This is a genomic window from Pseudomonas sp. DWP2-2, assembly GCF_049897065.1.
In the GTDB taxonomy this organism is placed as follows: Bacteria; Pseudomonadota; Gammaproteobacteria; order Pseudomonadales; family Pseudomonadaceae; genus Aquipseudomonas; species Aquipseudomonas paracarnis.
The window spans coordinates 107,206-131,582 of record NZ_JAFCVN010000014.1; the positions used below are offsets into that span (position 1 = coordinate 107,206).

General features: G+C 57.7%; 19 protein-coding genes. 3 read left to right on the top strand and 16 right to left on the bottom strand.

From position 1 onward, the window contains the following. Positions 1–13 precede the first annotated feature (13 nt). Together ACP7CZ_RS23800 and ACP7CZ_RS23805 are read right to left on the bottom strand one after the other, a co-directional pair. The gene (locus ACP7CZ_RS23800; RefSeq protein ID WP_054920079.1) at positions 14–466 is read right to left on the bottom strand and encodes a PaaI family thioesterase; all 453 of its coding nucleotides are present in this window, start codon (positions 464–466) and stop codon (positions 14–16) included. Beyond that, the gene (locus tag ACP7CZ_RS23805) at positions 463–939 is read right to left on the bottom strand and encodes a PaaI family thioesterase (RefSeq protein ID WP_014717736.1); all 477 of its coding nucleotides are present in this window, start codon (positions 937–939) and stop codon (positions 463–465) included. The genes ACP7CZ_RS23800 and ACP7CZ_RS23805 overlap by 4 nt, the downstream gene beginning before the upstream one ends. 157 nt (positions 940–1,096) lie before the next feature. On the opposite strand from ACP7CZ_RS23805, the gene ACP7CZ_RS23810 reads away from it, so the two are divergent. Then, positions 1,097–1,354, top strand: a complete 258-nt coding sequence (locus tag ACP7CZ_RS23810; protein WP_034127196.1) for a hypothetical protein — start codon at positions 1,097–1,099, stop codon at positions 1,352–1,354. An 84-nt stretch (positions 1,355–1,438) separates the two neighbouring features. Here the strand turns inward: ACP7CZ_RS23810 and ACP7CZ_RS23815 are convergent, their stop codons facing one another. Beyond that, positions 1,439–2,179 carry a DUF599 domain-containing protein gene (locus tag ACP7CZ_RS23815; protein ID WP_034127195.1) on the bottom strand — a complete coding sequence of 247 codons (741 nt, stop codon included), beginning with the start codon at positions 2,177–2,179 and terminating at the stop codon, positions 1,439–1,441. 216 nt (positions 2,180–2,395) lie between these two features. Here ACP7CZ_RS23815 and ACP7CZ_RS23820 point away from each other — a divergent pair, with 216 nt between their 5' ends. Beyond that, positions 2,396–6,157 carry a dermonecrotic toxin domain-containing protein gene (locus ACP7CZ_RS23820; protein ID WP_294156196.1) on the top strand — a complete coding sequence of 1,254 codons (3,762 nt, stop codon included), beginning with the start codon at positions 2,396–2,398 and terminating at the stop codon, positions 6,155–6,157. Between the two features lie 90 nt (positions 6,158–6,247). Here ACP7CZ_RS23820 and brnQ read toward each other — a convergent pair whose 3' ends face one another. From brnQ to sdhC, 10 genes are all read right to left on the bottom strand, one after another. Then, on the bottom strand, positions 6,248–7,561 hold the full coding sequence (brnQ, locus tag ACP7CZ_RS23825) for a branched-chain amino acid transport system II carrier protein (protein ID WP_054920086.1): 1,314 nt from the start codon (positions 7,559–7,561) through the stop codon (positions 6,248–6,250). A 428-nt stretch (positions 7,562–7,989) separates the two neighbouring features. Further along, the gene (gene sucD, locus ACP7CZ_RS23830; protein ID WP_003190013.1) at positions 7,990–8,871 is read right to left on the bottom strand and encodes a succinate--CoA ligase subunit alpha; all 882 of its coding nucleotides are present in this window, start codon (positions 8,869–8,871) and stop codon (positions 7,990–7,992) included. Next, positions 8,871–10,037, bottom strand: a complete 1,167-nt coding sequence (gene sucC, locus ACP7CZ_RS23835; RefSeq protein WP_003190011.1) for an ADP-forming succinate--CoA ligase subunit beta — start codon at positions 10,035–10,037, stop codon at positions 8,871–8,873. Before sucC ends, sucD begins: the two co-directional genes overlap by 1 nt. Before the next feature lie 204 nt (positions 10,038–10,241). After that, positions 10,242–11,678 carry a dihydrolipoyl dehydrogenase gene (gene lpdA, locus ACP7CZ_RS23840; RefSeq protein WP_003190010.1) on the bottom strand — a complete coding sequence of 479 codons (1,437 nt, stop codon included), beginning with the start codon at positions 11,676–11,678 and terminating at the stop codon, positions 10,242–10,244. A gap of 98 nt (positions 11,679–11,776) precedes the next feature. Continuing rightward, positions 11,777–13,000, bottom strand: a complete 1,224-nt coding sequence (odhB, locus tag ACP7CZ_RS23845; protein ID WP_034127192.1) for a 2-oxoglutarate dehydrogenase complex dihydrolipoyllysine-residue succinyltransferase — start codon at positions 12,998–13,000, stop codon at positions 11,777–11,779. 44 nt (positions 13,001–13,044) lie between these two features. Then, a complete protein-coding gene (locus ACP7CZ_RS23850) occupies positions 13,045–15,876 on the bottom strand; it encodes a 2-oxoglutarate dehydrogenase E1 component (protein ID WP_034127191.1) in 2,832 nt (943 codons plus the stop codon). 262 nt (positions 15,877–16,138) lie between these two features. Next, the gene (locus ACP7CZ_RS23855) at positions 16,139–16,843 is read right to left on the bottom strand and encodes a succinate dehydrogenase iron-sulfur subunit (RefSeq protein ID WP_003172807.1); all 705 of its coding nucleotides are present in this window, start codon (positions 16,841–16,843) and stop codon (positions 16,139–16,141) included. Positions 16,844–16,854: 11 nt separating this feature from the next. Then, a complete protein-coding gene (gene sdhA / locus ACP7CZ_RS23860) occupies positions 16,855–18,627 on the bottom strand; it encodes a succinate dehydrogenase flavoprotein subunit (RefSeq protein ID WP_010211741.1) in 1,773 nt (590 codons plus the stop codon). Positions 18,628–18,630: 3 nt separating this feature from the next. Beyond that, entirely contained in the window at positions 18,631–18,999 is a 369-nt protein-coding gene (gene sdhD, locus ACP7CZ_RS23865; protein WP_003172805.1) for a succinate dehydrogenase, hydrophobic membrane anchor protein, read from the bottom strand. Beyond that, on the bottom strand, positions 18,993–19,367 hold the full coding sequence (gene sdhC, locus ACP7CZ_RS23870; protein ID WP_014717729.1) for a succinate dehydrogenase, cytochrome b556 subunit: 375 nt from the start codon (positions 19,365–19,367) through the stop codon (positions 18,993–18,995). The genes sdhD and sdhC overlap by 7 nt, the downstream gene beginning before the upstream one ends. Before the next feature lie 365 nt (positions 19,368–19,732). On the opposite strand from sdhC, the gene gltA reads away from it, so the two are divergent. Continuing rightward, positions 19,733–21,022, top strand: coding sequence for a citrate synthase (gene gltA, locus ACP7CZ_RS23875; RefSeq protein WP_014717728.1), 1,290 nt, complete (start codon positions 19,733–19,735; stop codon positions 21,020–21,022). 246 nt (positions 21,023–21,268) lie between these two features. Here the strand turns inward: gltA and ACP7CZ_RS23880 are convergent, their stop codons facing one another. From ACP7CZ_RS23880 to ACP7CZ_RS23890, 3 genes are all read right to left on the bottom strand, one after another. Further along, positions 21,269–22,927, bottom strand: a complete 1,659-nt coding sequence (locus tag ACP7CZ_RS23880) for a cation acetate symporter (protein WP_003190002.1) — start codon at positions 22,925–22,927, stop codon at positions 21,269–21,271. Continuing rightward, a complete protein-coding gene (locus ACP7CZ_RS23885; protein WP_003190001.1) occupies positions 22,924–23,235 on the bottom strand; it encodes a DUF485 domain-containing protein in 312 nt (103 codons plus the stop codon). Before ACP7CZ_RS23885 ends, ACP7CZ_RS23880 begins: the two co-directional genes overlap by 4 nt. 232 nt (positions 23,236–23,467) lie before the next feature. Then, complete coding sequence (locus ACP7CZ_RS23890; RefSeq protein ID WP_003233255.1) at positions 23,468–24,319, bottom strand: glycine betaine ABC transporter substrate-binding protein; 852 nt, start codon at positions 24,317–24,319, stop codon at positions 23,468–23,470. Between the last annotated feature and the right edge of the window lie 58 nt (positions 24,320–24,377).

The following is a 24,377-nucleotide window of genomic DNA, read 5'->3' on the forward strand; positions in this document are numbered from 1 at the left end:
TAAGACCAGGATTTCAAGGGCGGACCAATTCCTCAATTTTGAAATGTGCCCGGGCAGTGGCAATCGGTTCGGCCGGCGTGCTCTGCCAAGCGGTAATCGCCACGTTGGCCACGCGCCGGCCCTGGCGCCATACCTGACACTTGGCATAGGTGTCCCGAAACTGGCCGGCGCGCAGGTAATCCAGGGAGAAGTCGATGATTTTCGGCAGGCCCGGAGCGCCAGTGAACACCAGCAGGTGCATGGCGGCTGCCAGCTCCATGAAGCCGGCGATCACCCCGCCATGCAACGCTGGCAATATGGGGTTACCAATATTGTCCTTGCTGGCCGGCAGGCGAAACAGCAACTCATCCCCCAGGCGAGTGCATTCGATGCCGATCAGCCTGGCATAGGGCACCAGCTCGAGCATCGCATCGTAGTTGCCACGGTCGAGGGCTTGCTCCAGGCGCGTCTTGAACCGATGCGTCATGCCTGTTCTCCCTTGATGACAGTGCCCAAGCCTTGAGTGCCTTTGAGGCGCTTGCCCATGCGCATGAACGTGCCTACCACATGGGCGATAGGTTGTTGCGGGTCATCCTGATAGGCAACGCCACGGGTGAAGATCACGTCGGTGGTGACCCGGTAGCATTGCGCGAAGCCATACACCGGCTTATGGGGTTCGGCGGGATGCATGTAGTCGATACGCAGGTCCAGGGTGGGGCACACCTCGAACTCGGGCAATACGCACAGGGTCGCCATGCCGCAAGCGGTGTCCATCAAGGAGGTCAGCGCGCCGCCGTGGATCACCCCGGTCAGGGGATCACCGACAATATGCGGCCCATAAGGCAGTACGAGGGTCATGCCCTCCTCGCTGGCTTCATGCACCGCCACACCCAGCACCTGGCAATGGCGCAGGGCCGAAACGAAGCGCACGGCACGCTCCAACAAAGGGTTTACGGTCATTGTTTTTAGACTCTTATTAGTGTGAATTCGGCGGATTGGAATGACTGGGTAAAGTTCCTGTACGAAACATGCTATATATCTGTGGGACATAAGGAACTAATGCTGGCCCCTTGGGTTCGAAAGGCCAGTAGATATCTTCAATAAGGAGAAACACCCCATGCGTAAGACATTAGCTATTTCCATGATGCTGGCCGCTGCTCTCGGTCTGGCTGCCTGCGACAAGAAATCCGAAGACAAAGCCCAAGACGCTGCTGCACATGCTGAGCAAGCTCAGCAAGATATGGCTAAAGCACAGGATAAAGTGAACGACGCTGCGAAAGAAAACGCCGAAGCTGCCAAAGCTCAGGCCGAATCGAACGAAGCTGCTGCAAAAGAAGCTGCACCTGCCGCACCTGCAGAACCTGCCAAGCAGTAATCGCAGGGTTTGAAGCTGTATTGCAGCAAAAAGAAAGCCCGCTGACCAAGCGGGCTTTTCTTTGTCTGCGATTTACTGCCAGCGCTACGATGCGCCCTCTTTTACAGCGTCGACTGCTGGCATATCGGTCGGGGTATACACCATCACCTGCAATACATCGGAATGGAACTCGCGGCGGTACAGCACCAGCACCACCCCGCTGCTCATCAACATGAACAACCAGGGGCTGACAAACCAGGCCAGCATGGTCATGCCGAAGTAATACGCACGCAGGCCAAAGTTGAACTGGTTGGCCGCCATCGAAATCACCCGTGCCGCCCGCAAGGCAAATGCATTGCGCTCCTGCTCCGACACATGTCGTTCACCAATCATCGGCGCCGAGCCCACCAGCACCGCCGCGAAGTTGTACTGACGCATGCACCAGCTGAAAGTAAAAAACGCATAGACGAATACCAGGGCCAGGCACAGCAACTTGACCTCCGACATGCCCTGGGACGCCTGCTGCACCATCGGAATGTCTGCCAGCAACGACACCGCCCGCTCCGAAGCACCGAGCACGGTCAGGATACCCGCAAGGATGATCAAGGTACTGGAGGCAAAGAACGAGGCATTACGCTCCAGGTTGCCGATCACGCTGGCATCGGCGATGCGGTTATCGCGCAACAGCATGCGGCGCATCCAGTCTTCACGGTACAGGTGCAACACGCTGGCCAGGCAGGCCGTATCTCGAGCTTTCCAAGTGGCGTAACGGGTATAGCCACCCCAGCACAGGATGAACCACAGGGCGGCAAGCAGGTGGACTTGATTGGTTTCGACGAACGACATGCGGGTCCTTCTAAATGTGAGCCCGGTGAGTTGTGCAACAAATATCAAAACCCCGACCGTACTACCTGTCTTTTATGAGAATTCCTGTTTCCAGATGTACATGAGTTCGGCCTCGGAACCAATAGGACGCCACCAATCACTTAGTTGGCCACAAGGCACGAAGCCTCGATCATTTCTCAGGCGGAAGGAACTGCATATCTATCCTTAGGATGTTAAATGCGCTCAACGTCTCTCTCTGTCAGCCAAACACCTGCGCCGCAAGCGATCCAACTGTCCGTGGACACAGCCTCTGAATCGACAACGCAACACCCACCTTTATCGCATCACCCTCAACCCAAGCCGTTGGGACTGGACACGGATGATCGGATCAAAATCCAGGTAGCCGGCATAAAGCCAGTCGTTGCCAATGATACAGGGCCGAACGCAGTCGCCGCGCAATCCCAATTGATTGAGCAGCATCAGGCGTACAACCAGAAAATTATTGATTTACTCAGTCAGCAGATGACATTCCAACGCTTCACCCAGGCTCAGTTGAAAAAAGCCTTTCCCCAGCTCACATCAATCGACCCGAACATTATCCACGTCAACACCTATCGAAAACAGCCGCCGGCAGAGCCCGTGCTGATTTCTACGCAAATCTTATCGGAGGCATTGCTCGAAAAAGTCGCGCAAGTCCACATAAACGCCGTCACTGGCACGCCCAACACTGAAGAGCACAGTGCCGACATACAAACGGGCTTTTACATTGACGGACCTGCGGGTGCTCCCCAAACCAGGTTGGAGCATCAGGGTTCCCTGCTGACGCTTGCACACGATATCGCAACCCGCTTTTCAGGCGCGCTCAGTAGCTACTGGAAAAGATCACCCGTAGGCTCCCCCAAGCAGCCATCACGATCAGCCCAACTGCTCGCCCTGCATCGGCAAATGCTTTCCACCGAGGCAGCCCTGCGGGTTGAAGACGGAACCCTCAGCGAGGCTGGCAAAAAGCTGATCGACACCGCCTTTCAGTACCCCACCCTTGAAGCACGCGAGCGCGAACTTCCCGCAGGGGATCGGCCTGGGGTGTATCCGATCCGGATAGATGACAACTCCTCCAACGGCGCATTTTTAGCCGGTTGTTTTCTTATCACTCGCAGCGACGGCTCGTCGGCCGAGGCACCTTACACCGCAAGTGACACCCGTAATATCGGGCTGGATGACACCACCGGGCCTGTAGTGCTTTATACCCCCGGGGACGGTTTCGAGGAGTTCGCGAGCCCTGGCAAAGCCCGCGAAGCATTGATGCAGAGAATCGATAATGATGACGAGAAGGCCAACCTGCTACTCAAAAGTCTACCGGTGTCGGTAGAGCACAGTCGAAACCCTCCGTGGGGTGATGATTTAATGCTGGGATTCGCCCCCGTCTGCGGCGACGTAGTGGCACAAACCTTTCCCCAGTTGTTGCAGCGACAGGCTGACGAGGTCAATGAAACCATGCAGGCCGGGTTCGCCCAAGCGCAAGCCGAAGCTGGCTCCTCTCGCACACCGTCGTTGCTCTCTGCCCAAACTGTCGAAACCATCAATGATGCAGCGGATCTTTCACTGCATTTCGATGGCAGTAATGCCCTGCTCGCACGCAATGAGCAACTGCACAACAAACTGCAGCCACAATGGCTTAAAGAACTGACTCCCCAACAAGAAACGAGCTATAGGGAGCTGGAGGAAGCACAGGATACAAGCCTTACGCACTTGCAAGCGCTATTGGCAAACATCCCGGCCCCCAACATTTTCGCCAAACAGTTGCTGGCCCAGGCGTTGAAAGCCAAGCTGCCGGACCGCTACCGGCACGAGGAAATAGACCCTGACCACGTGATGGTTCAGATGACCACACAGCAGTCGAGCAATCGCGGCCTTTTAGGTTCCGCAAACGCACCAAAGCCGAAGATCCACACCCGATCGCTTACCGACCTGACGCTCATGAACACAACGCCATGGCATGAACGCTCGCCGACGAGCACCTGGGCCGCTCGCGTCGTAAGTGCCAATGGAAAATACCTGCTGACCCTGGATAAGCCGTTTCTCGAGGACCTGATCAGCCAAACCGATGTGGGCGGCAAATACCTCAAACTACTGGATGACAAACTCAGCCCCACTGCCACCTCCGACGAAGCCAGGGTGCTGCCCGACGCGTGGAAAAACCATCTGAAGGCAAGGATGGCCAAGGACGCGTTCATCACCAGCCTGGATCCCGACGCCTATCTGAACAGGCAAAAAATCGCCGAACAATGGATCGAAGCGACGCTTGAGCATAGCGACTCCACCACCTGGCCAATCGTGAATGGTGCGTCCATCGTCTCGCATAGAGTGGTCCTGAACGGCAAACCCGTCCAGGGCATGATGGTCATCAAACCGACCAACCACCCCTCGCTGGTGCTGTACAGCCCGGATGCTCCCGACGGACGTCCTTTCAGAGAAATTGTGGACGAGGATCAACTTAACACGCTGCTGAACACGTCCGAGTGGATGTCCTACATGGATCAGCGGGTATCACCTGTTGATCGATACAATATTCACGACACCCTGTTTTTGCCTCAGCTCGGCACGTGGCTCAAGAAATTCGCGGCCGACCATGAAGCGGGCATCCGGCTGAAGCCGTTCAAAGGTAGCATCACTGAAAACCTGTACATGCAGGAGGTGGGGTTACTCAGAGGGAGAGCGTCGGTTGGGATGATAACCAGCGCAGAGGTATCGGCCCGATCCGCAGCCAACAAATTAATGTTCGCCGCAGACATAGCCCAATTCGTTCTAAGCCTCATCCCGGTCAACGCTGGTATGTCAGCCACCAACAGGCTCTCCAAGGCTGCGCTAAGAACGTTGCGTACACCCGGACAAAGCCTGCCCAAGCTCCTCACCCAACCGGGACGCTGGGGGGCGGTGTACAACGACTTCGCCATGGCTGCGTCGGGTATCCCTTTACTCAAAAGGACCCCGTTGCGCCCAGTGTTCAGAACCCCTGGGCGCACGCTCCAACAGCGACTGACAATCACGGCAGGTACAAACGGTACGCCAAGCGGTCACGTCGTACCGGTTCCGGGTACGTCGATATCGGCCGGCCGCCCCTCAAGCATCCCGACTCAATTGCCGAACCCGGCCCACCCTGTACAGAACCGTGGGGACCTCGCCGCGCACGCACTGGATAATCAGCTACTGGCAGGAAAACCGCTCAGCGCCACCGGGCCACAACAAGTCGGTGAAAAATGGTTGATCCGTTACACCGATAACTCAGACGTGAGCAGGGTCTATCAAATAAGCCCAGCGTTCAAATTCGAATCAGGATTTGTAAACGTTATAAACCCCGAGACAAAGCGTCGGGTGGCTACGCTTTTGAACAAAGGGAACGGCGAATGGGTGCTAACCGGTTTGCCGGGAGGCGCCAAACTACCTCAAACGCTAGCCCCCCTACCGCAGCCTCATTCTGCCTCCTCGGCGGAAAACCTAGTGCCTGCAAGCAGCTCCACCACCTCCGGCAGTTCGCGAATAGAGCCGCCCATTCGAAAACCACTTGCAGTGCTGGTCAATACCAGGGCTCGTGACCTGAACGCCGAGCTGCATCTGGCCGGAGCGGCATTGAACCCCCGAGCGGCCCGAGCGGAACTGGTTCGCATCACAAAGCCGGATGACCTGAAGGTTGTATTTAAACCCGATACAGTCAGCAAGTTCGTCTTCACTCAAGACAACCAACTGATCATCGGTACTATCGACAAAAGTGCACCGCCAAAATGGTTATCACATCCTGCCATCGCGGAAATCGGTGCTGGCAGTGGCCAATCAGAAAAGGTAGTCAGCGCAGGCTATATAAGGAAAGACGCCTTCGGGAAATTCCACCTTTCCGATGTCTCTGGACACTATCTACCCAAAAAAAGCGATTTAAGGCCCGCCCAGGAATATTTGAGGAACATGGGAGTGGATTCGACAAAGAGCAAGTTCCCGATACCCTGAAACAGGCAGCCTGGCTTGGCACTGCGTACAAAAAAAGCCCCGGATCATTTGATCCGGGGCTTTTTAATTGCAGCGTATAAGTCAGAGGTTTTAAGCGATCGCTTCGCTGCGCTTGCCCAGCATACGGTCAATCACCACGGCCACGACCAGCGTCATCAACGATGGTACCAGCCACGCCAAACCTTGCTCGCTCAGCGGCAAGTTGGCCAACTGTGTAGGCATCCAACCCGCCAGGCCCGCGCCCTTGAGCGCGTCGATGCAGCCAAAGATGAACGACACCAGCATCACCGGGCCGACGATACGGCCCTGTTCCTGCCAGAACCCTTTGCAGAAGCTCAAGGCCACCAACACGATGCACGGCGGGTAGATCGCGGTCAGCACCGGGATCGAGAAGGCAATGAGTTTGGTCAAGCCCAGGTTGGACACAAACAGCGAGAACAGTGCCAGGATCACCACCAGGGTCTTGTAGGACAGCGGCAGGATCTTGCTGAAGTACTCGGCGCAGGCACAGGTCAGGCCCACGGCGGTCACCAGGCATGCCAGGGAAATCAGCACGGCGAGGAAACCACTACCCAGGGAGCCGAACGTGTATTGCACATAGGCATGCAGTACCGCCGCGCCATTGCTGGCACCCGCGGCCACGGCATGGCTGCCCGAACCCAGACGGAACAGGCTGACGTACACCAGTGCCAGGCCCACGCCGGCAATTAGCCCGGCAATGATCGCGTAACGGGTGATCAGCTTGGGCGACTCGACGCCACGGGAGCGGATAGCGTTGACGATCACAATGCCGAACACCAGGGCGCCCAGGGTATCCATGGTCAGGTAACCATTGATAAAGCCTTGGGAGAACGGCGCGGCAACGTATTCCGGCGTGGCAACCCCCACCTCACCGGCGGGCAAGGCAAACGCAGCGATACCGAGGATAGCCAGGGCGATGATCTTCAGCGGCGCCAGGAAACGGCCCACGGTGTCCAGCAGTCGCCCTGGATACAGGGAGACAAAGAACACCACCAGGAAATACACCGAGCTGTAGAGGAACAACGCCAACGGGCTTTCACCGGTCAAGGGCGCCAGGCCCACTTCAAACGATACTGTTGCGGTGCGTGGGGTCGCAAACAGCGGGCCCACTGCCAGGTAGGCCGCTGCCGCCAGCAGGCCACCGGCAATCTTGCCAATTGGGCTGCTCAGCGCGTCCATGCCACCACCGACCTTGGCCAGGGCGATCACGGTGACCACCGGCAAACCGACTGCGGTGATCAGGAAGCCCAGCGCCGCCATCCACACATGCGGCCCGGACTGCAAACCCACGATAGGCGGGAAGATGATGTTGCCGGCGCCCACGAACAGGGCAAAGGTCATAAAGCCCAGCGCCAGGATATCCTGGCTTTTCAACACTTTCATTTGAGGAAATACCACACTACTGAATCGGAATTTAGAGAGGGCTTCCCTATGGATGAGGGAAATGCTGCCGGCCCTTGTGGGGACCGACCGGTCTAGCGCGCAGCTTCCTTTTGGGACGCGGACGCATAAAGAGGCGGCTAGAGTACAGAATCAGGCTGACAAACGCACTGTTGCGGGGCGAACTGTCCGATAAGCGACATTTGAATGTCGCGTTTTCATACTTAATTGGGCAACACAGAACCCTGTGGGAGCTGGCTTGCCTGCGATGGCATCGACTTGGTTTGGCTGATGCACCCAGTTGCCTGTATCGCAGGCAAGCCAGCTCAGACATTGAACCGAGCACATTCGTCAATCTGGCTATATCCAGAATGCACAAAGGCCACCCGAAGGTGGCCTTTGTGTGGTGAAGCGTCAGCTAAGCGCGAGGCTTACTTGACAGCCCAACCGGTCAGCTCGGCCAGGGCCTTGCCGATGTCTGCCAGCGAACGCACGGTTTTAACGCCTGCGTCTTGCAGTGCAGCGAATTTCTCGTCTGCAGTGCCTTTGCCGCCAGAGATGATTGCGCCAGCATGGCCCATGCGCTTGCCCGCAGGGGCAGTCACACCAGCGATGTAGGAAACAACCGGCTTGGTCACGTGTGCCTTGATGTAGGCAGCCGCTTCTTCTTCAGCCGAACCGCCGATCTCACCGATCATCACGATCGCTTCGGTCTTCGGGTCTTCCTGGAACAGCTTCAGGATGTCGATGAAGTTGGAGCCTGGGATCGGGTCACCGCCGATGCCGACGCAAGTCGACTGACCGAAACCGGCGTCAGTGGTCTGCTTTACAGCTTCGTAGGTCAGGGTGCCGGAACGGGAAACGATACCGACTTTACCTGGCAAGTGAATGTGACCTGGCATGATGCCGATCTTGCATTCGCCTGGGGTGATCACGCCTGGGCAGTTAGGGCCGATCAGGACTACACCCAGCTCGTCGCACTTAACTTTAGCGTCCAGCATGTCCAGGGTAGGAATGCCTTCGGTGATGCAGACGATCAGCTTGATGCCGCCGAAGGCCGCTTCCAGGATCGAGTCCTTGCAGAAAGGAGCTGGAACGTAGATCACGCTGGCAGTGGCGCCAGTGGCTTCTACCGCTTCTTTCACGGTGTTGAACACGGGCAGGCCCAGGTGCTCGGTGCCGCCTTTGCCTGGTGTTACGCCGCCAACCATCTGGGTGCCGTATTCGATGGCTTGCTGGGTGTGGAAACTACCTTGCGAACCGGTAATACCCTGGCAGATAACTTTGGTGTCTTTATTGATCAGGACGCTCATTACTTGCCCTCCGCAGCTTTGACAACTTGTTGAGCAGCGTCGGTCAGGCTGGTAGCCGCGATGATGTTCAAACCGCTTTCTGCCAGTACTTTAGCGCCCAGTTCAGCGTTGTTACCTTCAAGGCGAACAACAACCGGGATTTTAACGCCGACTTCTTTCACTGCACCGATGATGCCTTCGGCAATCATGTCGCAACGAACGATGCCGCCGAAGATGTTGACCAGTACTGCGGCGACGTTGGAGTCGGACAGGATGATCTTGAACGCTTCGGTAACGCGTTCCTTGGTAGCGCCACCACCTACGTCGAGGAAGTTGGCTGGCTTGCCGCCATGCAGGTTGACGATGTCCATGGTACCCATGGCCAGGCCGGCACCGTTGACCATGCAGCCGATGTTACCTTCCAGGGCTACGTAGTTCAGTTCGAACTTGGCAGCGTGCGCTTCGCGCGGATCGTCTTGCGACGGATCGTGGAAAGTCTTCAGCTTAGGCTGACGGTACATGGCGTTGGCGTCGATGTTGATCTTGGCATCGAGGCAGTGCAGATCGCCGTCAGCCTTGATCACCAGCGGGTTCACTTCCAGCAGGGCCAGATCGTGATCCTGGAACAGTTTGGCCAGACCTACGAAGATCTTGGCGAACTGGGCAACTTGCTTGCCTTCCAGGCCCAGCTGGAAAGCCAGCTCGCGACCCTGGAATGGCTGAGCGCCAACCAGTGGATCGATAGTGGCCTTCAGAATTTTTTCTGGGGTTTCGTGAGCGATTTTCTCGATGTCCACGCCACCTTCGGTGGAAGCCATGAACACGATGCGACGGCTCGAACGGTCAACGACAGCGCCCAGGTACAGCTCTTTAGCGATATCAGTGCACGATTCAACCAGGATCTTGGTGACTGGTTGGCCATTGGCATCAGTCTGGTAAGTCACCAGACGCTTGCCCAGCCACTGCTGTGCGAAGGCCTTGGCGTCTTCTTTGCTGCGAACCAGCTTGACGCCGCCCGCTTTACCGCGACCACCGGCGTGGACCTGGGCTTTGACAACCCACTCGCTGCCGCCGATTTTGTCGCAAGCTTCTGCTGCTGCTTCCGGGGTGTCTACTGCGTAGCCCTTGGAAACTGGCAGGCCGTATTCAGCGAACAGCTGCTTACCCTGATACTCGTGAAGATTCATGCTTTTTACCGTCTTCGTTAGGTACTGCGCATTCGGCGCTGCGCTCATTATGAGTGCCGCGCCACCTGTGACTGCTGCTTGCGCAACTTGCGGGGCTTATGGCCCGTAAAGCTGCGCAAGGCTGCGTCCAGCGGATATTCCGCGGTGAGTCTTGCGCGCAAGGCTCACGACGGGCAACTCCGCCGTGGTTTCTTATTATCTCGCTTAGCGCTTCTTGCGGTTGGCGATGTGGATGGCGCCGCCATTCACTGCCAACGCTGCTTCGTGCAACGCTTCGGACAGGGTCGGATGGGAGAAGACCATCATGCCCAAGTCCTCGGCACTGGTGCCGAATTCCATGCCGATCGCGCCTTGCTGAACCAGTTCTGCAGCGCTTGGGCCAATCACGTGGACGCCCAAAACGCGGTCAGTCTTGGCATCAGCGATGACTTTGACAAAACCACCGGTGTCGTTGGCTGCCATGGCACGGCCAGAAGCGGCAAACGGGAAGGTGCCGACGTTAACTTCAACGCCTTCAGCTTTCAACTGCTGTTCGTTCTTGCCGACCCATGCAATTTCCGGGTGGGTGTAGATAACCGATGGGATCAGGTCGTAGTTCATCTGGGTCTTGTGACCCTTGATGCGCTCAACAACCATGATGCCCTCTTCGGAAGCCTTGTGGGCCAGCATCATGCCACGAACCACGTCGCCAATGGCATAAACGCCAGGCACGGTGGTAGCGCAATGATCGTCAACGTGGATGAAACCACGCTCGTCGATGTTCACGCCGCTGTCGGAAGCCAACAGGTCATTGGTCACTGGGCGGCGACCAACGGCAACGATCAGCTTGTCGAAGGTGATGGTCTGCTCGCCGTCTTTATCGGTGTAGGTCACCACGACTTCTTCGCCGTTGACCTTGGAACCGGTAACACGGGCGCCAAGCTTGATGTCCAGACCTTGTTTGGTCAGGGTTTTCAGCGCTTCCTTGGAGACTGCAGTGTCAGCCGCCAGCAGGAACGTGTCCAGGGCTTCCAGCACGGTGACTTCAGCGCCCAGACGCGACCATACCGAGCCCAGCTCCAGACCGATGACGCCAGCGCCGATCACGCCCAGGCGCTTAGGCACAGCCTGGAATTCCAGGGCGCCAGTCGAATCAACGATCACGTTGTTATCAACAGGAGCAGGCGGAATGTCGATTGGACGCGAACCTGGCGCCAGGATCACGTTTTCGGCTTCGATGACTTCAACCGAACCGTCTGGCTTGGTGACTTCAACTTTCTTGCCGGCCAGCAGCTTGCCGTGGCCTTGGATCGAAGTAACGCCGTTGGCCTTGAACAAGGTCGCAACGCCGGAAGTCAGGCCTTTGACGATGTTGGCTTTACGGCCGACCATTGCTGGTACGTCCATGGTCACGCCAGCATGGTTGATGCCGTGGATCGCGAAGCCGTCTTGGGCTTCGTGGAATTTCCAGGAGCTGTCCAGCAGCGCCTTGGACGGAATGCAACCCACGTTCAGGCAAGTACCGCCCAGCGCCAGTTTGCCTTCCTTGTCGGTGTATTTTTCGATGCAAGCAGTGGAGAGGCCCAGTTGCGCAGCCTTGATGGCGGCAACATAGCCGCCAGGGCCTGCACCAATCACTACAACGTCAAATTTCTGTGTCATGAAATAGATCCTCTATTAGCTTCAAGCGTCAAGCCACAAGCTGCAAGCCAAACTGCGTTTACTTGCAGCTTGCAGCTCGCAACTTGAAGCTGCTCCAATCAAATATCCAGGAGCAGGCGAGCCGGGTCTTCCAGCAGGTTCTTGATGGTCACCAGGAACGTCACGGCTTCTTTACCGTCGATCAGGCGGTGATCGTAAGACAGTGCCAGGTACATCATTGGGCGGATCACGACCTGGCCGTTGATGGCCATCGGACGCTGGATGATGTTGTGCATGCCCAGGATCGCGGCTTGCGGTGGGTTGACGATCGGCGTCGACATCATCGAACCGAAGGTACCACCGTTGGTGATGGTGAAGGTACCGCCGGTCATCTCGTCGATGGTCAGCTTGCCGTCACGGGCTTTCTTGCCGAAGCCAGCGATGCCGCCTTCGATTTCGGCCAGGCTCATCAGCTCGGCGTTACGCAGGACTGGAACCACCAGGCCACGGTCGCTGGAGACGGCAACGCCGATATCTGCATAGCCGTGGTAAACGATGTCGCCGCCGTCGATGGAAGCGTTGACTGCCGGGAAGCGCTTCAGCGCTTCGGTGGCCGCTTTCACGAAGAACGACATGAAGCCCAGGCGCACGCCGTTGTGGGACTTCTCGAACAGGTCCTTGTACTTCGAACGCAGGGCCATGACTTCGGTCATGTCGACTTCGTTGAAGGTGGTCAGCATCGCCATGTTCGACTGAGCTTCAACCAGGCGCTTGGCCACGGTGGCACGTACGCGAGTCATCGGTACGCGCTTCTCGGTGCGGTCGCCAGCGGCAAACACAGGCGCAGCGGCAGCAGGCGCTGCAGCCTTGGCAGGTGCGGCAGCCGGAGCATTCTTCTTGGCTTCAACTGCGGCAACCACGTCTTCCTTGGTCACACGGCCATCTTTGCCGGTGCCCTTGATGGAAGCCAGGTTGATGCCGTTTTCTTCAGCCAGTTGACGCGCAGCCGGGGCAGCGATTGGATCTTCGCCACCGGCTGCCGGTGCAGCGGCAGGCGCCGAAGCAGCCGGTGCAGCAGCGGCAGGAGCAGGCGCTGCAGCAGCGCTGCCCTCTTCGATCGAGCCCAGTACCTGGTTCGACAGAACGGTAGCGCCCTCTTCAGCAACGATCGCGCCCAGCACGCCGTCAGCTTCGGCCAATACTTCCAGAACGACTTTGTCGGTCTCGATGTCGACGATCAGGTCGTCACGCTTGACGGCCTCGCCTGGTTTCTTGTGCCAGGTGGCAACGGTGCCATCGGCAACCGATTCCGGGAATGACGGGGCTTTGATTTCGATAGCCATTATCTGTAGGTCCTTAAAATTCGGTTTCAGTCAGCGCGAAGGCGTTAAACAGTGAAAGCATCTTGCAGCAGTTTTTCCTGCTGCTCGGCGTGCATCGACGCATAACCACAGGCAGGTGCAGCAGAAGCATCACGACCGGCGTACTCAAGGACCAAGGCCTTGTTGTGGTTGCCGATGCTGCGACGCAGATGATGCTGGCTGCTGTACCAGGCGCCCTGGTTCATCGGTTCTTCCTGACACCACACTACGTTCGTGAGGTTGGTGTAAGGCGCGATGATCTCCATGAGGTCATCTTCCGGGAACGGATAAAGCTGCTCGATACGCACGATGGCGATGTCTTCGCGGCCTTCGGCACGGCGTTTTTCCAGCAGATCGTAGTAGACCTTGCCGCTGCACAGGATCAGGCGAGTGACCTTGGCGGCGTCCAGCGTATCGATCTCTGGAATCACGGTCTGGAACGAACCTTGGGCCAGATCTTCCAGGGTCGAAACGGCCAGTTTGTGACGCAACAGCGACTTCGGCGTCAGCACCACCAGCGGCTTGCGCAGCGGACGGATCACCTGGCGGCGCAGCAAGTGGTAGATCTGGGCCGGGGTCGTCGGCACGCACACCTGAATGTTGTGCTCGGCGCACAGTTGCAGGTAACGCTCCAGACGGGCCGAGGAGTGCTCCGGGCCCTGACCTTCATAACCGTGTGGCAGCAGCATGGTCAGACCGCACAGACGGCCCCACTTGTGCTCGCCGCTGGTGATGAACTGGTCGATAACCACCTGGGCACCGTTGGCGAAGTCGCCGAACTGGGCTTCCCAGATCACCAGCGCGTTCGGCGTGGTGGTCGAGTAACCGTATTCGAACGCCAGTACGGCTTCTTCGGATAGGAACGAATCGTACAGGTCGAAACGTGGCTGGCCTTCGTACAGGTTCTGCAACGGGATGTAGGTGCCCGCGTCTTTCTGGTTGTGCAATACAGCATGACGGTGCGAGAACGTACCGCGGCCGATGTCCTGGCCGGTCATGCGGATCGGGTGACCTTCGAACGCCAGGGTCGCGTACGCCATGGTTTCGGCGTAACCCCAGTTGATCGGCAGGCCGCCAGCTTGCATCTTCTGACGGTCTTCGTAGATCTTCGCAACCTGGCGCTGTACGACGAAGCCTTCGGGAATTTCCAGCAGCTTGGCGGACAGTTCCTGCAACGTCTTCAAATCGAAGGATGTATCGTGACGTGCAGTCCAGGTGTGGCCCAGGTACGGACGCCAGTCGACGAACAGCTCTTTGTTCGGCTCCTTGACCAGGCTTTTCACTACATGCAGGCCGTTGTCCAGCGCGTTGCGGTATTCGTCGACTTTCGCCTGAACACGCGCATCGTCAACCACGCCGGCCTTGGTCAGGCTTTCGGCGTACAGCTCACGGGTGGTGCGCTGCTTGGTGATCTGCTGGTACATCAACGGCTGGGTGCCGCTTGGCTCATCCGCTTCGTTGTGACCGCGACGGCGGTAGCAAACCAGGTCGATGACCACGTCACGCTTGAACTGCATGCGGTAGTCGACAGCCAGTTGGGTCACGAACAGCACGGCTTCCGGATCATCGCCATTCACATGGAGGATCGGCGCCTGAATCATCTTGGCAACGTCGGTAGCGTACTCGGTGGAGCGCGCATCCAACGGGTTGCTGATGGTGAAGCCCACCTGGTTGTTGATGACGATGTGAACGGTACCGCCGGTCTTGAAGCCGCGAGTCTGCGACATCTGGAACGTTTCCAGGACCACGCCTTGACCGGCGAATGCCGCGTCACCGTGGATGGAAATCGGCAGAACCTTCTCACCGGTGGCGTCGTTACGACGATCCTGGCGTGCACGTACAGAACCCTCGACCACTGGCGAAACGATTTCCAGGTGGGAGGGGTTGAATGCCATGGCCAGGTGAACTTCACCGCCGGTGGTCATCACGTTGGACGAGAAGCCCTGGTGGTATTTAACGTCACCGGAACCCAACTCGACCTTCTTCTTGCCTTCGAACTCGTCGAACAGCTCACGCGGGTTCTTGCCGAAGGTGTTGACCAACACGTTCAGGCGACCACGGTGAGCCATGCCGATCACGATTTCCTTGGTGCCATAGGAACCGGAACGCTGGATCAACTCGTCGAGCATCGGAATCAGGCTTTCGCCGCCTTCCAGGCCGAAACGCTTGGTGCCTGGGTATTTGGTGCCCAGGTATTTTTCGAGACCTTCGGCCGCGGTCACACGCTCCAGCAGGTGGCCGCGCACATCGGCGGACAATACCGGACGGCCACGCACGCCTTCCAGGCGGTGCTGGAACCACTGGCGCTGCTCGGAATCAGTGATGTGCGTGAATTCAGCGCCGATGGTGCGGCAATATGTCTGCTGCAACGCTTCGTGAATTTCGCGTAGGCTCGCTTCCTCTTTGCCGATGAACAGGTCGCCGGCACGGAAGGTCGTATCAAGATCGGCATTGGTCAAGCCGTAATGATTGATCGACAGGTCTGCAGGTGCAGGACGCTGCCACAGCCCCAGCGGGTCAAGCTGGGCTGCCTGGTGGCCACGCATACGGTAGGCCTGGATCAGTCGCAGTACTTCAACTTGCTTCTTCTCGTGCTCACTGCTCACGCTGCCGGCGGAAACCGGTTGGGCGCGGCGCTGGTTCTTTGCCAGCAGCACGAACTGATCGCGAATTGTTGCGTGCGATACATCGGTGGCAGCGTTGCCGTCTGAAGACAACGTCTGAAATTTGGTGCGCCATTCTTCTGGCACAGCGTTAGGGTCGTGCAGGTAGAGCTCATAAAGCTCTTCCACATAGGCAGCGTTACCACCTGAAAGATAGCCGCTGTTCCACATGCGCTGCATCACGCTTTCTTGCATGCTTGGTCACCCTCGATTTGGGGACACCACCGGCGAAAACACCGAGTCTGCTTGCAAAAGGCCAAGTGCAGCGACCAAAACAAGCCACTTAGGATCACGCTGATAGTTCGGGTACCAACCCGAATGCCCCTGCTTGTCTCATTTCTTCAAAATAAGAGCCGCGGCTTTGTAAGTCGCTGCTCAAGTTAAAACTACGGCGCCGGTTGAAGCCTGCGCCGTAGCATTTACGGGCACAACGGTCCTGCTTTTACTACAACGTCAGTTACACGCCGCTCTGCAGCAGCATGTTACGGATGTGACCAATGGCCTTAGTCGGGTTCAGGCCTTTAGGACATACGTTGACGCAGTTCATGATCCCGCGGCAGCGGAATACGCTGAACGGGTCATCCAGCGAAGCCAGACGCTCGGACGTCTTGGTGTCGCGGCTGTCTGCCAGGAAGCGGTAGGCTTGCAGCAGCGCAGCTGGACCCAGGAACTTGTCCGGGTTCCACCAGAAGGACGGGCAGGATGTCGAGCAGCAAGCGCACAGGATGCACTCGTACAGGCCATCGAGCTTTTCACGTTCTTCCGGGGACTGCAGACGCTCGATGGCCGGAGCCGGCGTGTCGTTCTGCAGGAACGGCTTAACTTTCTCGTATTGCTTGTAGAAGATGCTCATATCGACGACCAGGTCACGGATAACCGGCAAACCTGGCAGCGGACGAACGATCAGCTTGTTGCCTTTGACCACGGCGGACAGCGGCGTGATGCACGCCAGGCCGTTTTTGCCGTTGATGTTCATGCCGTCGGAACCGCACACACCTTCACGGCAAGAGCGACGATAGGAGAAACCCTCGTCCTGCTCTTTGATCAGTGCCAGTACATCCAGCACCATCAGGTCTTTACCACCGGTATCGACCTGGAATTCCTGCATGAACGGCGCAGCGTCCTGATCAGGGTTGTAGCGATAAACACTGACTTTCAACATGGCAGCCACCCTTAGTAAGTCCGAATCTTCGGTTCAAACGTCGGTACCGTCTTCGGCGAGAAGTTCACGGCACGCTTGGTTACGCGCTTGTCACCCGGGAAGTACAGGGTGTGGCACAACCAGTTTTCGTCGTCGCGATCTTCGAAGTCTTCACGAGCGTGAGCACCACGGGATTCTTTACGAACCTCGGCGGCGATCGCCGTCGCTTCAGCCACTTCCAGCAGGTTTTGCAGTTCAAGGGCTTCGATACGAGCGGTGTTGAACGCCTGGCTCTTATCGTTGATCTTGACGTTGGCGATGCGCTTGCGCAGGTCAGCCAACTGGGCGATGCCCTTCTGCATGTATTCGCCGGTACGGAACACACCGAAGTAGTTCTGCATGCAGCTTTGCAGCTCGCGACGCAGGGTTGCTACATCTTCGCCATCAGTGCGCTCGTTGAGAGCGTTCAGACGCGCCAGGGCAGCTTCGATGTTGGCGTCGGTGGCGTCATCGTATTCGATGCCGTCAGTCAGCGCTTTTTCCAGGTGCAGGCCGGCCGCGCGACCGAATACCACCAAGTCGAGCAGCGAGTTGCCGCCCAGGCGGTTGGCGCCGTGAACCGATACGCAAGCCACTTCGCCCACCGCGAACAGACCATGGATGATCTCGTCTTCGCCTTCGGCGTTCTGGGTGATTGCCTGGCCATGAATGTTGGTCGGCACGCCGCCCATCATATAGTGGCAAGTTGGAACCACCGGAACCGGAGCAACTACCGGGTCAACGTGGGCAAAGGTCTTGGACAGCTCGCAGATACCAGGCAGGCGGCTGTGCAGCACTTCTTCGCCCAGGTGATCGAGCTTGAGCAGTACGTGGTCGCCATTCGGGCCACAGCCGTTACCGGCGATGATCTCTTTAACCATCGAACGAGCCACAACGTCACGACCCGCCAAGTCTTTGGCGTTCGGAGCATAACGCTCCATGAAACGCTCGCCGTGCTTGTTGATCAGGTAACCACCTTCACCACGGCAACCTTCGGTCACCAGTACACCGGCGCCGGCGATGCCGGTCGGGTGGAACTGCCACATTTCGATGTCTTGTACCGGTACGCCAGCACGCAGAGCCATGCCGACGCCGTCACCGGTGTTGATCAGGGCATTGGTGGTCGATGCGTAGATACGACCTGCACCACCGGTCGCCAGCACAGTAGCCTTGGCGCGGATGTAGGTGGTTTCACCGGTTTCGATGCAGATGGCGATCACACCGACGAACTCGCCTTGTGCGTTCTTGACCAGGTCTACCGCGTAGTACTCGTTCAGGAACGTGGTACCGGCTTTCAGGTTGCCCTGATAAAGGGTGTGCAGCAGCGCGTGACCGGTACGGTCGGACGCAGCGCAGGTACGGGCAGCCTGCCCGCCTTTACCGTAGTCCTTCGACTGGCCGCCGAATGGACGCTGGTAGATACGGCCTTGCTCGGTACGGGAGAACGGCAGACCCATGTGGTCCAGCTCGAACACCGCGGCCGGGCCTTCCTGACACATGTATTCGATAGCGTCCTGGTCACCGATGTAGTCGGAACCCTTGACGGTATCGTACATGTGCCAGCGCCAGTCATCGTTCGGGTCGGCGGAGGCGATGGCGCATGTGATGCCACCCTGGGCCGATACGGTGTGCGAGCGCGTCGGGAACACCTTGGTGATCACGGCAGTCTTATGACCGCCCTGAGCCAGCTGCAGCGCAGCGCGCATGCCCGCACCGCCGCCACCAATAATGATGGCGTCGAATGAAATAGTTGGAATGTTAGCCATGAATCAGATACCCCAAAGAATCTGCACACCCCAGACGAAGTAAGCGAACATCGCAACGCCGCATACTGCCTGGAAGAGGAAACGTACTGCAGTCGCGGACTTGCCCAGCGCCATCGGCGTCAGGTAGTCAGTCGCGATGGTCCACATGCCAACCCAGGCGTGAGCGCCCAGGGCTACAAGGGCCAGCAGACTGAAGATTCGCATCGCATTGTGGGAAAACAGGCCGTGCCATTGCTCATAGCCGATGCCCGGGTTTGCGACGAGGTATCCGATCAGGAAAATGAAATAAGCCGCGAGAACGACCGCAGACACACGCTGTGCCATCCAGTCATAGAGGCCCGAACGCGACAGATTCGTTACGCTGGTTACCATATCCAAACTCCTGCCAGAACGATCAGCACCACGGAAATGGCGACGATGATTTTCGAGCCCAGGCGGCCGCCTTCCAGCGTCTCACCGATGCCCATGTCCATGATCAAGTGGCGCACACCGGCTACCAGGTGATACAGAAGAGAGGACAGGAGGCCCCATGCTACGAACTTGGCCAGCGGGCTGGTCAAGCATGCCTTCACCTCGGCGTATCCTTCCTCGGAACCCAGGGATTTGCTCAATGCATAAAGCATGATGCCCAAGCCCAGGAACAGGATGATGCCGGAAACACGGTGCAGGAACGACGTAACGCCGGTGATGGGGAGTTTGATGGTCCTTAGGTCTAGGTTTACAGGTCGTTGGCTATTCACGGCTTTTTTTCACACTGAAGAGCCCCTAACAATCAGGGCAAAGTTGTTGGGGAGTGCGACTGGTCAGGTAAGCACCACCCAGGGAGTGCGACCCCCAATGAAAGCAAGCCCAAAAGCCCTTGGCGGTCGGTGGCCGAGTATAGACAGTTAGGTTACTAATGACAACGCGCACACCTCACCCTAATAGCTGATTGCGCTGGCGGGATAAAAGGCGTAAATGGCAGTCAATTTCGACGAAAAAGTACGGTTAAAGCCTTCTGGCGCAAGACTTTAGGCAAATTGACATCTGGATTTATATCAATATAGTGGTGCGGGCCCTGCGTGGGGGGTCTGTCTGATGATTTGAAGCATAAATAGGAGGCCACATGGCTGACAAAAAAGCGCAGTTGATCATCGAGGGCGCAGCCCCCGTCGAGCTGCCCATTTTAACCGGCACCGTTGGTCCCGATGTTATCGACGTACGGGGCCTGACGGCCACGGGCCGTTTTACTTTCGACCCAGGCTTCATGTCGACCGCTTCCTGCGAGTCGAAGATCACCTATATCGATGGTGACAATGGCATTCTGCTTCATCGCGGCTACCCGATCGAGCAACTGGCTGAAAAGTCGGACTACCTGGAAACCTGCTACCTGCTGCTAAATGGCGAATTGCCAACAGCCGAGCAGAAAGCCCAGTTCGTCAGCACCGTGAAGAACCACACCATGGTTCACGAGCAGTTGAAGACCTTCTTCAACGGCTTCCGTCGCGACGCCCACCCGATGGCCGTCATGTGCGGTGTAGTAGGCGCCCTGTCGGCCTTCTATCACGACTCCCTGGACATCAATAACCCGCAGCATCGCGAAATTTCCGCGATCCGCCTGGTTGCCAAGATGCCTACCCTGGCCGCAATGGTTTACAAGTACTCCATGGGCCAACCCATGATGTACCCGCGCAACGACCTGACGTACGCGGAAAACTTCCTGCACATGATGTTCAACACCCCGTGCGAGATCAAACCGATCAGCCCGGTGCTCGCCAAGGCCATGGACCGGATCTTCATCCTCCACGCCGACCACGAGCAGAACGCTTCCACCTCTACCGTGCGCCTGGCGGGCTCTTCGGGTGCCAACCCGTTCGCCTGTATTGCCGCCGGTATCGCCGCACTGTGGGGCCCTGCCCACGGCGGTGCGAACGAAGCCGTATTGACCATGCTCGATGAAATCGGCGATGTGTCCAACATCGACACCTTCATCGCCAAGGCCAAGGACAAGAACGATCCGTTCAAGTTGATGGGCTTCGGTCACCGGGTCTACAAAAACCGCGACCCGCGCGCTACCGTCATGAAGCAGACCTGCGACGAAGTGTTGAAGGAACTGGGCATCAAGAACGATCCGCAACTCGAACTGGCCATGCGCCTGGAAGAGATCGCCCTGACCGACCCGTACTTCATCGAACGCTCGCTGTACCCGAACGTCGACTTCTACTCGGGGATCATCCTCAAGGCGATCGGCATTCCAACCAGCATGTTCACCGTGATCTTCGCCCTGGCGCGGACCGTGGGCTGGATCTCCCACTGGAAAGAAATGCTCTCCAGCCCGTACAAGATTGGCCGCCCGCGCCAGCTGTACACCGGCTACGAGTCGCGTGACATCACCAAGCTGGAAGACCGCAAGTAAGCATTCAACTGCTTAGCTGCATTGAGAACGGCCTCCCTTAGTGGAGGCCGTTTTTGTTGGTGTGGCCTGATCTACCGTCATCGCAGGCAAGCCAGCTCCCACATTGGACCGCATTCCAACAAAAGGACACGGCCCAGCGTGGGAGCCGGGCTCGCCCGCGATGAGGCCAGCCCAGGCGACACAAAAAAGCCAAGCAAAAAAATACCCCGGCCTTGCGACCGGGGTATCTCTTATGCAGCTGACGACTTAGTGATTAACTGCCCCACTCGCCCCCAGGCCAGTCTGCGAACGCACGAACTGCGGGAAGTACAGCGCACGCTCTTTCTCTGCCGCCGCCGACTTGTCGGTGATGGAGAAGAACCAGATGCCGACGAACGCAATGATCATCGAGAACAGCGCCGGGTACTCGTACGGGAAGATCGCCTTTTCATGGTGCAGGATCGACACCCAGATGGTCGGGCCGAGGATCATCAAGCCCACGGCGCTGATCAAGCCCAGCCAGCCGCCAATCATGGCGCCGCGGGTGGTGAGGTTTTTCCAGTACATGGAAAGCAGCAGCACCGGGAAGTTACAGCTGGCAGCGATGGAGAACGCCAGGCCGACCATGAACGCAATGTTCTGGCTTTCGAACAGGATACCCAGGCCGATGGCCAATACACCCAAGGCTACGGTGGTGATCTTCGACACGCGAATCTCATCTTTCTCGTTGGCTTTGCCTTTCTTGATCACGCTGGCATACAGGTCATGGGACACCGCCGAAGCACCCGCCAGGGTCAAGCCGGCAACCACCGCCAGGATGGTGGCAAACGCCACGGCCGAGATGAAGCCCAGGAAGATACTGCCACCCACCGCGTTGGCCAGGTGCACCGCCGCCATGTTGTTACCACCGAGCAAGGCGCCTGCTGCATCCTTGAACGCCGGGTTGGTGCTGACCAAAAGGATCGCGCCGAAACCGATGATGAAGGTCAGGATATAGAAGTAGCCGATGAAGCCGGTTGCGTACAGCACGCTCTTACGCGCTTCCTTGGCGTCGCTTACCGTGAAGAAGCGCATCAGGATGTGCGGCAGGCCAGCGGTACCGAACATCAGTGCCAGGCCCAGGGAGAATGCCGAGATCGGGTCTTTCACCAGGCCGCCGGGGCTCATGATCGCTTCACCTTTGGGATGAACCTTGATCGCCTCGGAGAACAGCATGTTGAAGTCGAAGTTGACGTGCTTCATCACCATCAGCGCCATGAACGAGGCACCGGACAGCAACAGCACCGCCTTGATGATCTGCACCCAGGTGGTCGCCAACATGCCGCCGAACAGCACGTACATGCACATCAGGATACCCACCAGGATCACCGCCACATGGTAATCAAGGCCAAACAGCAGCTGGATCAGCTTGCCCGCGCCAACCATCTGCGCGATCAGGTAGAACGCCACCACCACCAGCGAGCCACACGCCGACAGGCTGCGGATCTGGGTTTGCCCCAGGCGATAGGACGCCACGTCGGCAAAGGTGTATTTGCCCAGGTTACGCAAGCGCTCGGCGATCAGGAACAGAATGATCGGCCAGCCCACAAGGAAGCCGATCGAGTAGATCAAGCCGTCGTAACCGGAGGTGAACACCAGCGCGGAAATCCCCAGGAAGGACGCCGCCGACATGTAGTCACCGGCAATCGCCAGACCGTTCTGGAAACCGGTGATCTTGCCGCCCGCCGCATAGTAGTCCGCCGCCGACTTGTTGCGCTTGGACGCCCAATAAGTGATGCACAGGGTGGCGCCGACAAACGCGACGAACATCACAATGGCCGAGATGTTCAGCGGTTGCTTGTGCACTTCACCGGTCAATGCGTCCGCCGCCCAAACGGCCGGAGCCAACAGCGAAGCACCGAATAGAGCCAATAGACGCCGGATCATTGCGCAGCCTCCTTGAGAATCGCATTGTTCAGGTCGTCAAATTCGCCGTTGGCCCGACGCACGTAGATGCCGGTGAGAATGAAGGCCGACACAATCAGCCCGACGCCCAGGGGAATGCCCCAGGTAATCGAGGAACCAGGGCTGATCTTGGCCCCCAGCACTTGTGGCCCGTAGGCAATCAACAGGATGAAAGCGGAGTAAAGCCCTAGCATGATCGCCGAGAGAATCCAGGCGAACCTTTCCCTTTTCCTGACCAGCTCCTTGAAACGCGGGCTGTTTTGAATCGAGAGGTAAATGCTGTCGTTCATTGTTTTTATCCTCGCAGCACAGCTTTTTATTATTTTGGAACGTATCCACTGTATGCGGCTGCGCAATGGGTTCCAGACGACCTTAGTAGTAGATCGAGCTTAGCGAGGATTTGTAAAAAGTGTAGGAGCGAGCTTGCTCGCGAAAAACGTCAACGATAACGCGTTCATTCTGGATGATCGCGGTGCCTGTGCGTTCTTCGCGAGCAAGCTCGCTCCTACAATTGGGGCGGGGTTATTTAGCAGTCCATTCGGCGACGCGCTCGGGGTGCTTGGCTACCCAGTCCTTGGCCGCGGCGTCCGGCTTGGCGCCTTCTTGAATCGCCAGCATGACTTCACCGATTTCATCCTTGGAGGCCCACTGGAATTTCTTCAGGAAGGCTGCGACTTCCGGCGCTTTCTTCTCCAGGCCCTTGCTGCCGATGCTGTTGACGGTTTCAGCAGCACCATAAATCCCTTTTGGGTCGTCCAGGAAACGCAGTTTCCACTTGGCGAACATCCAGTGCGGCACCCAACCGGTGACCGCAATCGACTCCTGCTTGTCTTCGGCGCGGGTCAGTTCGGCAATCATCGCCGCACCCGAGCTGGCTTGCAGTTTGTAGTCCAGGCCATATTGCTTGATGGCTTCGTCGGTCTTGAGCATTACGCCCGAACCGGCGTCGATGCCGACGATCTTGTTTTTGAAGGTGGTATCGGTCTTGAGGTCTTCAATGGACTTGGCCTTGACGTATTCAGGCACGATCAGGCCGATCTTGGCGTCTTTGAAGTTGGGGCCGTAGTCGACCACCTTGTCCTTGTTCTTGGTCCAGTATTCACCGTGGGTTACAGGTAGCCAGGCGGAAAGCATGGCATCGAGTTTGCCGGTGGCGACGCCCTGCCACATGATCCCGGTGGCAACCGCTTGCAGTTTTACGTCATAGCCGAGCTTTTGCTTGATCACCTCTGCCGCCACATGCGTAGTGGCCACGCTGTCGGACCAGCCGTCCACGTAGCCGATGCTCAGGGTCTTGCTGTCGGCACTGGCCAGTGTGGAGCCCATCGCAACTACCAGAGTGGCAGCTGCGCCCAAGAGTCGTCGCATCTTCATAGTACTTCCCCGAAAGTGCTGCGCCCGACGGATGCCGAGCGACGTCAAACTGTTGTTA